Annotated in this window: 10 protein-coding genes; 5 read left to right on the forward strand and 5 right to left on the reverse strand. The window is 53.2% G+C overall.

Features of this window, described 5'->3' with window-relative positions:
* The first annotated feature begins 7 nt into the window (after positions 1-7).
* Complete coding sequence (gene ampE / locus QMZ65_RS14745; RefSeq protein WP_283216234.1) at positions 8-862, forward strand: beta-lactamase regulator AmpE; 855 nt, start codon at positions 8-10, stop codon at positions 860-862.
* Here ampE and QMZ65_RS14750 read toward each other — a convergent pair.
* The 3 genes from QMZ65_RS14750 to aroP form a co-directional block, all read right to left on the reverse strand.
* Positions 844-1,797, reverse strand: coding sequence for a glycoside hydrolase family 43 protein (locus tag QMZ65_RS14750; protein ID WP_283216235.1), 954 nt, complete (start codon positions 1,795-1,797; stop codon positions 844-846). The two genes, ampE and QMZ65_RS14750, sit on opposite strands and share 19 nt — an antisense overlap.
* A complete protein-coding gene (locus tag QMZ65_RS14755) occupies positions 1,794-3,200 on the reverse strand; it encodes a glycoside-pentoside-hexuronide (GPH):cation symporter (protein ID WP_097118352.1) in 1,407 nt (468 codons plus the stop codon). The genes QMZ65_RS14750 and QMZ65_RS14755 overlap by 4 nt, the downstream gene beginning before the upstream one ends.
* Before the next feature lie 162 nt (positions 3,201-3,362).
* Positions 3,363-4,718 carry an aromatic amino acid transporter AroP gene (aroP, locus tag QMZ65_RS14760; RefSeq protein WP_097118353.1) on the reverse strand — a complete coding sequence of 452 codons (1,356 nt, stop codon included), beginning with the start codon at positions 4,716-4,718 and terminating at the stop codon, positions 3,363-3,365.
* Between the two features lie 513 nt (positions 4,719-5,231).
* On the opposite strand from aroP, the gene pdhR reads away from it, so the two are divergent.
* The 4 genes from pdhR (at position 5,232) to lpdA (ending at position 12,294) form a co-directional block, all read left to right on the forward strand.
* Positions 5,232-5,996 carry a pyruvate dehydrogenase complex transcriptional repressor PdhR gene (gene pdhR / locus QMZ65_RS14765; protein WP_034829622.1) on the forward strand — a complete coding sequence of 255 codons (765 nt, stop codon included), beginning with the start codon at positions 5,232-5,234 and terminating at the stop codon, positions 5,994-5,996.
* Positions 5,997-6,124: 128 nt separating this feature from the next.
* Positions 6,125-8,791: a pyruvate dehydrogenase (acetyl-transferring), homodimeric type gene (aceE, locus tag QMZ65_RS14770; RefSeq protein WP_097118354.1), complete on the forward strand. Its 2,667-nt coding sequence runs from the start codon at positions 6,125-6,127 to the stop codon at positions 8,789-8,791.
* Between the two features lie 14 nt (positions 8,792-8,805).
* Positions 8,806-10,695, forward strand: coding sequence for a pyruvate dehydrogenase complex dihydrolipoyllysine-residue acetyltransferase (gene aceF, locus QMZ65_RS14775; RefSeq protein WP_283216236.1), 1,890 nt, complete (start codon positions 8,806-8,808; stop codon positions 10,693-10,695).
* 174 nt (positions 10,696-10,869) lie between these two features.
* Positions 10,870-12,294 (forward strand): dihydrolipoyl dehydrogenase, encoded by a 1,425-nt coding sequence (lpdA, locus tag QMZ65_RS14780; protein ID WP_034829692.1) that lies wholly within the window; start codon positions 10,870-10,872, stop codon positions 12,292-12,294.
* 145 nt (positions 12,295-12,439) lie between these two features.
* Here lpdA and QMZ65_RS25365 read toward each other — a convergent pair whose 3' ends face one another.
* Entirely contained in the window at positions 12,440-12,586 is a 147-nt protein-coding gene (locus QMZ65_RS25365) for a Hok/Gef family protein (protein ID WP_502921529.1), read from the reverse strand.
* A gap of 280 nt (positions 12,587-12,866) precedes the next feature.
* Complete coding sequence (locus tag QMZ65_RS14785) at positions 12,867-13,766, reverse strand: LysR family transcriptional regulator (RefSeq protein ID WP_097118357.1); 900 nt, start codon at positions 13,764-13,766, stop codon at positions 12,867-12,869.
* Positions 13,767-13,811: the final 45 nt, after the last annotated feature.

Here is a 13,811-nt window from a genome sequence, read left to right on the forward strand (position 1 = left end):
AGCAGGTATGACGTTGTTTAGCTTGTTATTAGTGTTAGGTTGGGAACGCCTGTTTAAATTGGGTGAGCATTGGCAGCTGGATCATCGTCTGGAGCCGCTGTTTCGCGGACGCCAGCGATTTTCACTGCTGCGCACGTTGGTGATAACCCTCATCGCGATGCTGATCGTCTGGCTGTTGGTGTGGAGTCTGAAAGGCATTCTGTTTGGCGTGGCACAACTGGCATTCTGGATTGTGGTGGGCTTGCTGTGTATCGGCGCTGGCTCGGTGCGTCTGCACTATCATCGCTACCTGAAAGCCGCCAGCCACGATGATGAAGCGGCGCATCAGGCCATGGCAGCGGAACTGACACTGATTCATGGTGTACCCGTTGAGTGCAGTGAGCGTGAGTTTTTACGTGAGCTACAAAATGCGCTGATTTGGATTAACTTCCGCTTTTACCTCGCGCCACTGTTCTGGTTTGTGGTCGGTGGCCCTTACGGACCGGTGCTGCTGGTGGGTTATGCCTTCCTGCGTGCCTGGCAAAGTTGGCTGGCAAAACACCATTCTCCACTGGAGCGCGCGCAGTCAGGTGTAGACAGCATACTGCACGTGCTGGACTGGATCCCGGTGCGACTGGCAGGTGTGGCTTATGCGCTGTTAGGCCACGGTGAGCGGGCATTGCCTGCGTGGTTTGCCTCGCTAAGCGATCGGCATCGTTCGCAATATCAGGTGCTGACCAGTCTGGCGCAATTCTCGCTGGCGCGCGATCCGCATATGGATAAAGTGGAAACGCCACGGGTGGCCGTGGCGCTGGCGAAGCGGATATCGTTAGTGCTGGTGGTTGTGGTCGCGTTGCTGACCATTTACGGCACGGTGGTGTGATCGGCAGGCGGTACACCGAAATCTGGTGTGCCGTCTTCGCGCCATTCAATGTACTTCAGGCGCGTATGGCGATTCGGATCCCATAATGGATCGCCTTCAATTTCGGTGTAATTCCGCGCGTGATACACCAGCACGTCCCTGCCGTTTTCGTCCCGCGTAAAGCTGTTATGCCCCGGCCCATACTGCTGATTTTCCCAGCTGGTGGTGAAGACTGGACGCGCAGATTTCTGCCAGGCAGTGCTGTCGAGCGGATCGGCCATCATGTCGATGCTGAGCATTCCCAGGCAGTAATTCTCATCAGTTGCGCTGGCGGAATAGGTGACAAACAGCCGATCGCCGTGATGAATAACTGCTGGGCCCTCATTGACGCTAAAGCCTGCGCACTCCCACTCATACTCCGGCCGGCTGAGCATCACCGGTGCGCTTTTCAGCGTCCAGGGATTAAGCAATTCCGCGAGATAGAGATTGGAATTACCCGGAATAGCGGGATCCTTCTGTGCCCACAGATACCAGTTTTTGCCCTGATGCACGAAATGCGTCGCATCAAGCGAGAAAGAGTCGATTGGGGTAAACACTCGGCGAACAGGTTGCCAGTGGCCGGAAAGCGGATTGCTGTCATCACACACCAGCGCATACATGCGATGCTGAAACAGGCCATCTTTGATGTCGCGTGTTGGCGCAGCAGCAAAGTAAATCACCCATTGTCCATTGATATGGTGCAGTTCCGGCGCCCAAATTAACGCACTATACGGCCCGGTATCAGGCTTGCGCCACACCGTAATCGCCTCCGTCTCAATCAGTCCATTCAGTGTGTCAGCGTAGCGGATTTCGAGTCGATCATATTCCGGCACCGATGCCACGAAGTAGTAGCCTTCGCCATGACGCAGGATAAATGGATCGGCGCGTTGGGTAATAAAGGGATTTGGCCAGCTCATTTGATCTCTCCAGGTTGCGGGGTGACAGTCAGGGAGGCAGGGGATAATTCACGTGCATTGGCACGGCGTAGCGCAAGATCATCCTGAATGATGCGCATGAGTTTGCGATCCACCTTCAGCAAGCGCACTACACCGGCGGTGATCAGATAGCCAACACCGGGAATCATGGTAAACAGCAGCATGATGCCGTTGATGGCGTTGGGAGCCTGCTGCTTTGCACCCGCGTCATAGCCATAAATAGACAGCAGGAAACCAACCATCGCACCGGCCACCGCCAGACCCACTTTGAGGAAGAACAGGTTACCGGAGAAGCTCATGCCGGTGATGCGTTTTCCCGTTTTCCATTCACCATAATCATCGACATCCGCCATCAGCGACCAATGCAGCGGTGACGGGATTTGATGCAGGATATTCAGCAGGAAGTAGGCGACGACAACCGCCACAGTCGCATGAGGATCAATCCAATAGAAACCGCACGAGAAGAGTGCCAGCGCGATATTGGTCCAGAAAAACACCTTCAGCTTGCACCAGCGGTCGGTGAGGATTTTTGCCAGCGTACTGCCGAACATCATGCCAATCACACCCAGGCTAATAAACAGCGTGGCAAAATGCGTGGATTGCCCCATTACCCAGGTAACGTAATACATGGTGGCGGCCATGCGGATAAAGCCAGGACAAACATTGCAGAAGGTGAGCAGGAGAATGCGCACCCATTGATCGTTCTTCCAGACGTCACGCAGATCTTTCTTCAAATCATCATTACTGGGCGCGGCTGGACGGATACGTTCGCGAACCGTGGCAAAACAGAACAGGAACATCGCCAGGCCAATCAGTGCCAGCACGCTCATCGCCATTTGGTATCCGCGTGCTTTGTTGTCACCGCCAAACCACTCGGCCATCGGCAGCAGAGAGAGCGACAGGATCAGTGTCGCCACGCCCACCATCACAAAGCGGTAAGATTGGCAGGAGACGCGTTCACCGGGATCGTTGGTGATCACACCGCCCAACGAGCAGTAAGGAATATTGATGGCGGTGTAGGTGAGCGACATCAAGAAGTAGGTGACAAAGGCCCAGATAACTTTGTTGTCATAGCTCCAGTCTGGCGTGGTGAACATCAGCACGCTGAACAGCACATAGGGGACGGAAACCCACAGTAGCCACGGGCGAAAACGCCCCCAGCGGCTTTGGGTACGATCGGCGATGGCGCCCATAATGGGATCGGTGACGGCATCCAGCACGCGAACAGAAAGTAGCAGTGTACCGACCAGCGCGGGTGCGAGGCCAAACACATCGGTGTAGAAATAGTTAAGGAAAAGCATGATCGCACCGCCGATCATATTACATCCGGCATCGCCCATGCCATATCCCAGTTTCTCTCTGAATGAGAGCGCTGCGCCTTCCATTGTTCGTCTCCCGCGAAAAGGTGAGACGAAATTATCAGCGTTAAATCAGTAACCTGCTGGGGAACAATTGGTCACGTAGATGGACAAAACAGGTGGGCGCAGAAAAGTGTGAGGCAGATCAGGAATGTTGCCCGGCGCTGACGCGCCGGGCAAGAGCATACATTAGGCTTCTTGCACTTTATTTTTGATGGTGTAACCCACTGCCAGGATAATGATCCAGACAGGAATCAGCCACACAGAAATCGCCATACCCGGCGTCATCGCCATGATGACCAGTACGGCCGCCATGAACGCGAGGCAGAGCCAGTTACCAAACGGATAGAGCACGGCTTTAAAGCGCGTGGTCACACCCTGCTGGTCTTTCTTCTTACGGAATTTCATGTGCGCGAGGCTGATCATCGCCCAGTTGATCACCAGCGCAGAGACCACCAGTGACATCAGCAGGCCAAAGGCTTCGCCCGGCATCAGGTAGTTGATCAGGACGCACAGCGCTGTGGCTACTGCAGAGACCAAAATGGTTGCCACTGGCACGCCGCGTTTATCAACATTGAGCAGCGCTTTAGGTGCATTACCCTGCTGCGCTAAGCCGAACAGCATACGGCTGTTGCAATACACGCAGCTGTTGTAGACCGACAGCGCCGCCGTTAGGATCACCACATTCAACGCGTTGGCGACGAAGGCATCACCCAATTCGTGGAAGATCAACACAAACGGGCTGGTCTCTTCGGTGACGCGCGTCCATGGCAGCAATGACAGTAACACTGCCAGTGAACCAATATAGAAAATCAGGATACGCCACAGTACCTGGTTAGTGGCTTTCGGGATGCTCTCTTGCGGATTGTCAGCCTCAGCCGCCGTGATACCCACCAGCTCAAGACCACCAAACGAGAACATAATGATCGCCATCATCATCACCAGGCCGGTCATACCGTGTGGCAGGAATCCACCCTGGCTCCACAGGTTAGTGACGCTGGCCTGCGGGCCGGCGTTGCCGCTGAACAGCAGCCAGCCGCCGAACAGGATCATGCCGATAACCGCGACGACTTTGATGATCGCGAACCAGAATTCCATTTCCCCAAACACTTTTACGTTGGTCAGGTTAATGGCGTTGATGACGACGAAGAAGATCGCCGCACTGGCCCAGGTCGGGAATTCGGGATACCAGAATTGGATGTATTTACCGACGGCACTCAGTTCAGCCATGGCAACCAGGACATACAGCACCCAGTAGTTCCAGCCAGAGGCGAAACCGGCAAAGTTGCCCCAGTACTTATAGGCGAAGTGGCTGAAGCTGCCGGCAACCGGCTCTTCCACGACCATTTCACCTAACTGGCGCATAATCAGAAAGGCAATAAATCCTGCAATCGCATAACCGAGAATCACGGCCGGACCGGCCGATTTAATTACTGATGCGCTACCCAGAAACAGGCCAGTACCCACGGCACCGCCCAGCGCAATCAGCTGAATATGGCGATTTTTCAGGCCGCGGTGCAGCGATTCGCCATGCTGTTGTTCCATACAAACCTCGTGATGTTGTTATTGTGCACCTGCAGTGCGCGCACTGTAAGGCTGTTTTACGCAATGTATTCTTTTCTTTACGGTATTTGGCGTGCTGTGTGCATGCTGAAACTACCATGGCGACCAGAATAGTGATAAGCGCGCCGCTTTGCACCTGCTTTTGCTTTTTGTGCTGAGAGATGGCTGAAAAAGCAGCACTATCCACTGGGTGTCGCTCGCGCTATTTCTGACATGAAAAATCAATAAACACGAATAGCTTTCCCTTATGGTTGCCTGTAAGGCTTAGGGCTAACTCAGTGTAAGGTTTGGTAAAAGTGAAATCTGTTAACAATTCACTTACGGAGCAAATATATGCCTTTATCACGGTAAGTTAGCGCGCTGTAACAGCGATATACCCCGGAAGTGTGATGCCTGCCATATAGACACAAGGTGAATACTTTGTTACTTTACGGGCACCATTTTTCAATTGGTATTACCAATTTACTCCGGACGTTTTCACAATAAGAAGGGAAGATGGCTTACAGTAAAATTCGCCAACCCAAGCTCTCCGATGCGATCGAGCAACAGTTGGAGTCTCTCATTATGGAAGGGACGCTCCAGCCAGGTGAAAAGCTTCTCCCCGAGCGCGAACTGGCGAAACAGTTTGATGTCTCACGTCCATCCCTGCGCGAAGCGATTCAGAGCCTGGAAGCCAAAGGCCTGCTGCTACGCCGTCAGGGCGGTGGTACCTTCGTGCAAACAAATCTCTGGCAAAGCATGAGCGATCCCTTAGTCAGCCTGCTTGCCGAACATCCAGAATCCCAGTTTGACCTGCTGGAAACCCGTCACGCGCTGGAAGGTGTTGCTGCCTATTATGCGGCGCTACGTGGCACGGATGAAGACTTGCAGCGTATTCGCGACTGCCATGTTCACATCCAACAGGCGCAGGACAGCGGCGATCTGGATGCTGAAGCAGATGCAGTGATGAAGTATCAGATCGCTGTCACAGAAGCCGCCCATAATGTGGTGCTTTTACATTTGCTGCGTTCCATGGGCCCTATGCTGGAACAAAACGTCCGTCAGAATTTCGAATTGCTTTACGCTCGCCGGGAAATGCTGGCGAAAGTGAGCGGTCACCGCGCCAGTATTTTTGAGGCGATTGTGGCTCGTGAGCCAGAACAAGCACGCGAGGCATCCCATCGTCACCTGGCGTTTATTGAGGAAATCTTGCTGGACAGAAGTCGGGAGCAGAGCCGTCGTGAACGCTCCCTGCGTCGTTTACAGCAACGTAAGGAATAACGCACGGCAACGAACGTGCGGACATAAACGACGGGCCTGTCTTACTTGTGCTGTGAACCAGAAGCAAAGCACAAGCAGACAGGCTCCTGATAATTCAACGTATTAGACACAGATAAGGAACACACCCCATGTCAGAACGTTTACAGAATGACGTGGATCCGATCGAAACTCGTGACTGGCTACAGGCGATCGAATCGGTCATCCGTGAAGAAGGTGTTGAGCGCGCGCAGTATCTGCTTGATCAGGTATTGAACGCAGCACGCAAAGGTGGCGTGAAAGTGGCTGGCGGTGCGTCGGCTATCAGTAACTACATCAACTCTATTGCTGTTGAAGATGAACCGGACTATCCGGGCAACACCTCTCTTGAACGTCGTATCCGTTCCGCAATTCGCTGGAACGCCATTATGTCGGTCCTGCGTGCATCGAAGAAAGATCTGGAGCTGGGTGGTCACCTCTCATCTTTCCAGTCTTCTGCCACCATTTATGAAGTGTGCTTCAACCACTTCTTCCGTGCGCGCAGTGATAAAGACGGCGGCGATCTGGTTTACTTCCAGGGCCATATTTCTCCAGGCATCTACTCACGTGCTTTCCTTGAAGGCCGTCTGACTGAAGAACAGATGAATAACTTCCGTCAGGAAGTGCACGGTAAAGGTCTGTCTTCTTACCCGCACCCGAAACTGATGCCTGATTTCTGGCAGTTCCCAACCGTTTCTATGGGCCTCGGTCCATTGAACGCGATCTATCAGGCGAAGTTCCTGAAATATCTGGAACACCGTGGCCTGAAAGACACGTCTAACCAGACCGTTTACGCCTTCCTCGGTGATGGCGAGATGGATGAGCCAGAATCTAAAGGTGCAATCACCATCGCCACCCGTGAGAAGCTGGACAACCTGGTGTTCATCATTAACTGTAACCTGCAGCGCCTCGATGGCCCGGTTACCGGTAATGGCAAAATCATCAACGAGCTGGAAGGCATCTTTGCCGGTGCTGGCTGGAACGTGATTAAAGTGATCTGGGGCGCACGTTGGGATGAACTGCTGAAGCAGGACACCAGCGGCAAACTGATCCAGCTGATGAACGAAACCGTTGATGGTGACTACCAGACCTTCAAATCCCGTGATGGCGCCTACGTGCGTGAGCACTTCTTCGGTAAATACCCGGAGACCGCTGCACTGGTGAAAGACTGGTCAGACGAAGAGATCTTCGCCCTGAACCGTGGTGGTCACGATCCGAAGAAAATCTACGCGGCACTGAAAAAAGCGCAGGACACCAAAGGTCAGCCGACCCTGATCCTGGCACATACCATCAAAGGTTATGGTATGGGTGACACGGCGGAAGGTAAAAACATCGCGCACCAGGTGAAGAAGATGAACATGGATGGCGTTCGCTATATCCGTGATCGCTTCAACGTGCCGGTAGCAGACGATCAGATCGAAAACCTGCCGTACGTGACCTTCGAGAAAGGTTCTGACGAGTACAACTATCTGCACGGTCAGCGTGAGAAGCTGGGTGGCTACCTGCCAACCCGTCAGGCAGAGTTCAGCGAGAAGCTGGAAATGCCAACGCTGGAAGAGTTCAAACCGTTGCTGGAAGAGCAGAACAAAGAGATCTCGACCACCATCGCGTTTGTACGTGCCCTTAACGTGATGCTGAAGAACAAGTCGATCAAAGATCGTCTGGTGCCAATCCTTGCGGATGAAGCGCGTACCTTCGGTATGGAAGGTCTGTTCCGTCAGATCGGTATTTACAGCCCGAACGGCCAGCAGTACACCCCGCAGGACCGTGAGCAGGTTGCTTACTATAAAGAAGACGAGAAAGGCCAGATTCTGCAGGAAGGGATCAACGAGCTGGGCGCAGGTTCATCCTGGCTGGCGGCGGCGACCTCTTACAGCACCAACAACCTGCCGATGATTCCGTTCTACATCTATTACTCGATGTTCGGTTTCCAGCGTATCGGCGATCTGATGTGGCTGGCGGGCGACCAACAGGCGCGCGGCTTCCTGGTCGGCGGTACCTCAGGTCGTACGACGCTGAACGGTGAAGGTCTGCAGCATGAAGATGGTCACAGCCACATTCAGTCGCTGACTATCCCGAACTGTATCTCTTACGATCCGTCTTACGCGTACGAAGTGGCGGTCATCATGCAAGATGGCCTGGTACGTATGTACGGCGAAGCGCAGGAAAACATCTACTACTACATCACCACGCTGAACGAAAACTACCACATGCCTGCGATGCCGCAGGGTGCGGAAGAGGGTATCCGTAAAGGTATCTACAAGCTGGAAACCTTAGACGGTAGCAAAGGCAAAGTACAGCTGCTGGGTTCAGGTTCTATCCTGCGTCACGTGCGTGAAGCGGCACAGATCCTGGCGAAAGACTATGGCATCGGTTCTGATGTTTACAGCGTCACCTCGTTCACCGAACTGGCTCGTGATGGCCAGGATTGTGAGCGCTGGAACATGCTGCATCCAACCGAAGCCCCACGCGTCCCGTACATCGCTCAGGTGATGAACGAAGCGCCAGCTGTTGCCTCAACCGACTACATGAAGCTGTTCGCAGAACAGGTTCGCAGCTACGTTCCTTCAAGCGATTATCGCGTACTGGGTACCGATGGCTTCGGTCGTTCAGACAGCCGTGAAAACCTGCGTCACCACTTCGAAGTGGATGCATCGTATGTTGTGGTTGCAGCGCTGGGTGAGCTGGCTAAACGCGGCGAAATCGATAAGAAAGTGGTGGCAGAAGCGATCACCAAATTCAGCATCGATGCCGATAAAGTTAACCCGCGTCTGGCTTAAGAGGTAAGAGAGTAATGGCTATCGAAATTAACGTACCGGATATCGGGTCAGACGAAGTTGAAGTCACCGAAATCCTGGTGAAGGTGGGCGACAAAGTTGAAGCTGAACAGTCGCTGATCACCGTGGAAGGCGATAAAGCCTCAATGGAAGTGCCTTCGCCACAGGCTGGCGTGGTCAAAGAGATCAAAATCGCGACCGGTGACAAAGTGAATACCGGTTCGCTGATCATGATCTTTGAAGCAGAAGGCGCAGCGGCTGCTGCACCAGTGGCAGAAGAGAAAAAAGCGGAAGCGGCTCCTGCTCCGGCGGCTGCGGCCGTCAGCAAAGAGGTCAACGTGCCAGACATCGGCGGTGATGAAGTTGAAGTCACTGAGATTCTGGTGAAAGTGGGCGATAAAGTTGAAGCTGAACAATCTCTGCTTACTGTTGAAGGCGACAAAGCTTCAATGGAAGTGCCAGCACCGTTCGCGGGCGTGGTGAAAGAGATCAAAATCGCCACCGGCGATAAAGTGAATACTGGCTCGCTGATCATGATCTTCGAAGCAGAAGGTGCTGCACCGGCTGCGGCCCCAGCCGCGAAGCAGGAAGCGGCTCCGGCTGCAGCCCCTGCTGCTGCGGGTGGCGCGAAAGACGTCAACGTGCCTGACATCGGCGGCGATGAAGTTGAAGTCACCGAAGTGCTGGTGAAAGTGGGTGACAAAGTCACCGCTGAGCAGTCACTGATTGTGGTTGAAGGCGATAAAGCGTCAATGGAAGTGCCTGCGCCATTCGCCGGTATCGTCAAAGAGCTGAAAGTCTCTACCGGCGATAAAGTCAGCACCGGTTCACTGATCATGGTGTTCGAAGTAGAAGGCGCAGCGCCAGCTGCTGCGGCACCTGCGGCGAAACAGGAAGCGGCTCCGGCTCCAGCGGCAGCGAAACCTGCCGCAGCACCAGCAGCAAAAGCTGATGCGAAAGGTGAGTTTGCTGAAAACGACGCTTACGTCCACGCTACCCCGGTGATTCGTCGCCTGGCGCGCGAGTTCGGTGTCAATCTGGCGAAAGTCAAAGGCACCGGCCGTAAAGGTCGCATCCTGAAAGAAGACGTACAGTCTTACGTGAAAGATGCGGTGAAACGTGCGGAAGCAGCGCCGGCTGCTGCAGCGAGCGGCGGAAGCCTGCCGGGTCTGCTGCCTTGGCCGAAAGTGGACTTCAGCAAGTTCGGTGAAGTGGAAGAAGTGGAACTGGGTCGTATCCAGAAGATCTCGGGTGCGAACCTGAGCCGTAACTGGGTGGTTATCCCGCACGTTACGCACTTTGACAAGACTGATATCACCGATCTGGAAGCGTTCCGTAAACAGCAGAACGCCGAAGCGGAAAAACGTAAGCTGGATGTGAAGTTCACGCCTGTGGTGTTCATTATGAAAGCCGTTGCCGCTGCGCTGGAGCAGATGCCGCGTTTCAACAGTTCACTGTCTGAAGATGCACAACGCCTGACGCTGAAGAAATACATCAACATCGGTGTGGCGGTTGATACGCCAAACGGTCTGGTGGTTCCAGTGTTCAAAGATGTGAACAAGAAAGGCATCACTGAACTGTCGCGTGAGCTGATGGCGATTTCTAAGAAAGCGCGTGATGGCAAGCTGACCGCTGGCGATATGCAGGGCGGTTGTTTCACCATCTCCAGCCTTGGTGGCCTGGGCACCACGCACTTCGCACCTATCGTGAATGCGCCAGAAGTGGCGATCCTCGGTGTGTCTAAGTCTGCGATGGAACCGGTGTGGAACGGTAAAGAGTTTGAACCGCGTCTGATGATGCCAATCTCTCTCTCCTTCGACCACCGCGTGATCGACGGTGCTGATGGTGCGCGCTTTATCACCATCATCAACAACACACTGTCCGACATTCGCCGTCTGGTGATGTGAAGTTAATCAAGGCCGGCAAATGCCGGCCTTGTTGTAAGCATTCAATGTTGCCGCGGTTGGCAGTTTATTAACAATTCTGTAAACTCTTGCGGTGAAATGTCCCGGTGGATAAAGGGCATGCGGAGCCTGGGACGGGCTCGCTTTTGACCGCCGGCAATCTAATAAGAGGTCATGATGAGTACAGAGATTAAAACTCAAGTCGTGGTACTTGGGGCAGGTCCTGCAGGTTACTCTGCAGCCTTCCGTTGCGCTGATTTAGGTCTGGAAACCGTAATCGTTGAGCGTTACAGCACCCTCGGTGGTGTTTGTCTGAACGTAGGCTGTATCCCGTCAAAAGCGCTGCTTCATGTTGCGAAAGTGATCGAAGAAGCCAAAGCACTGGAAGAGCACGGTATCGTGTTTGGCCAGCCGCAAACTGACATCAACAAGATCCGTACCTGGAAAGAAAAAGTTATCACCCAACTGACTGGCGGTCTGGCCGGTATGGCGAAAGGCCGTAAAGTGAAAGTGGTAACCGGTCTGGGTAAATTCACCGGTGCTAACACGCTGGTGGTGGAAGGTGAGGGTGGCGCAACCACCATCAACTTCGACAACGCGATTATCGCTGCAGGCTCGCGCCCGATTGAGCTGCCATTCATCCCACACAACGATCCACGCGTGTGGGATTCAACCGATGCGCTAGAACTGAAAGAAGTGCCTAAGCGTCTGCTGGTTATGGGCGGCGGCATCATCGGTCTGGAAATGGCCACCGTGTATAACGCGCTGGGTTCAGAGATCGACGTGGTTGAGATGTTCGACCAGGTTATCCCTGCTGCCGATAAAGACGTGGTGAAGGTCTTCACCAAACGTATCAGCAAAAAATTCAACCTGATGCTGGAAACCAAAGTTACTGCTGTTGAAGCGAAAGACGATGGTATTTATGTATCGATGGAAGGCAAAAAAGCTCCGGCTGAAGCGCAGCGTTATGACGCAGTGCTGGTGGCGATTGGCCGTGTGCCAAACGGTAAAGGCCTGGATGCGGGTAAAGCGGGCGTGGAAGTGGACGATCGTGGGTTCATCCGCGTCGACAAACAGCTGCGTACCAACGTGCCACACATCTTTGCTATCGGCGACATCGTTGGTCAGCCAATGCTGGCGCACAAAGGTGTGCACGAAGGCCACGTCGCGGCAGAAGTGATTTCTGGTCTGAAACACTACTTCGACCCGAAAGTGATCCCTTCTATCGCCTATACCGAGCCAGAAGTTGCCTGGGTAGGTCTGACCGAGAAAGAAGCTAAAGAGAAAGGCATCAGCTACGAAGTCTCCACCTTCCCGTGGGCTGCTTCTGGCCGTGCAATCGCTTCTGATTGTGCAGACGGTATGACCAAACTGATCTTCGACAAAGAGACTCACCGTGTGATCGGTGGCGCGATTGTCGGCACCAACGGCGGCGAGCTGCTGGGTGAAATCGGTCTGGCGATCGAAATGGGCTGTGATGCAGAAGACATCGCACTGACCATTCACGCGCACCCAACCTTGCATGAGTCAGTTGGTCTGGCGGCAGAAGTGTTTGAAGGTAGTATCACTGACCTGCCAAACGCGAAAGCGAAAAAGAAATAATTTTTCGTGCTAAATAAAGAAACGGCTCCTTAATGGAGCCGTTTTTTATTACTGGTTCTATTTAATTGAAGCGATAAATAAGGCGCTGGAGCTAACGCATAAGCCCTGCCGGAAATAGCAGGGGCGAACCCCTGCTATTGAAGTGTTACGGCCTGACTTCGTAAGCCATTACCGCAGATAATTCAGCAGTGAATACCTTGAATCGTAATTCACAGAGTGTATTGCGATTCACCAGGCACAATACTGATAGCATGAGCCCGCCGATAATCAGCTTGCTGAATGATAACTTCATAATCACTTACTCCTTGCATTAGCACGAGCAAGCAACTACCCTAACATTGCTTAGGTGTTTTGGGTAGTTGCCTGCTCGTGCGGTTGATGAAAATTGACCGCATGAGTTTCTCACTCCACAATCCACCTCAATTGATATTGCTTGAGGCAGATTGCCTCAAGCGCCCGCAGGCAGTCTACGCGTTTTGTTTCTTATTTCACGTCTAATTTATCTTTAATTTTAATTAAATTTCCCATTTTTATCGTTAATCTTTAATTAAAGGTGTTAAGTGTTCATGTAATTAATTGTTGATATCTTTAATCCAATTAATAAAATGCCTGAGCGGTGCGGAAAGGTATTTCCTACTGGGGTAATAAAGCCAGAATCCTTCTTCAATCTGCGTATACTCAGTAAGTATTTCAACTAATTCTCTCTCCGCCAAAGCAGCGTTGACCGCGTCCTGATGTAAAAAGGCGATACCTAATCCGGCACATGCCGCTTGCAGAATGCGCTCATTATTGTCCAGCACCAGTGAGCCTTTTACCGCCACTTCCTGCTTGCGCCCGTCTTGCCAAAATTCCCAACGATAGCGACGTCCGCTGGGAAAGCGTCTTTCAATACAGGGAAACTGCAATAACTCCGCCGGGAACTGCGGAACGCCATGTTGAGCAAGAAAAGCCGGGCTGGCCACCGCCAGTGCGCGCATCGGCTTGCCAAAGGGCACTGCGATCATATCCTGCGCCAGCACATCGCCATAGCGTACGCCTGCATCAAAACCACTCTCAACGATATCTACCAACGCGTCATTGCTGTCGATCTCCAGCGTAATCTCCGGGAAGCGTTGCACGAACGGTAAAATGACGGATTGGAAAAACAGCGCCTCCGCCGAACGCGGCATGCTGATGCGCAACACGCCACGAGGATCGCGACGCCAGTCATTCAGTTCATCCACCGCCTGTGAAAGATCGGCCAGCGCAGGCTGGATACGCAGCAAGAATCGCTCGCCGGCTTCGGTCAGCGCCACTTTCCGCGTGGTGCGGTGCAGCAGACGCACTCCCAGCCTCTCCTCAAAGTTGCGCATGGCGTGGCTCAGGCTCGAGGGCGTGACATTTCGCTCCTCAGCGGCTTTGCGAAAACTCAGATGCTGCGCGATAGCGGCAAACATCTCCAGTTCCTGCATTGATGCACGGTAGTTGTTCATTGCTGAATTCCACTCACTAAATCAACGAAAATCGCGCAATTGTTG

This window comes from Pantoea sp. EABMAA-21 (assembly GCF_030053335.1).
Classification (GTDB): Bacteria; Pseudomonadota; Gammaproteobacteria; order Enterobacterales; family Enterobacteriaceae; genus Pantoea; species Pantoea communis.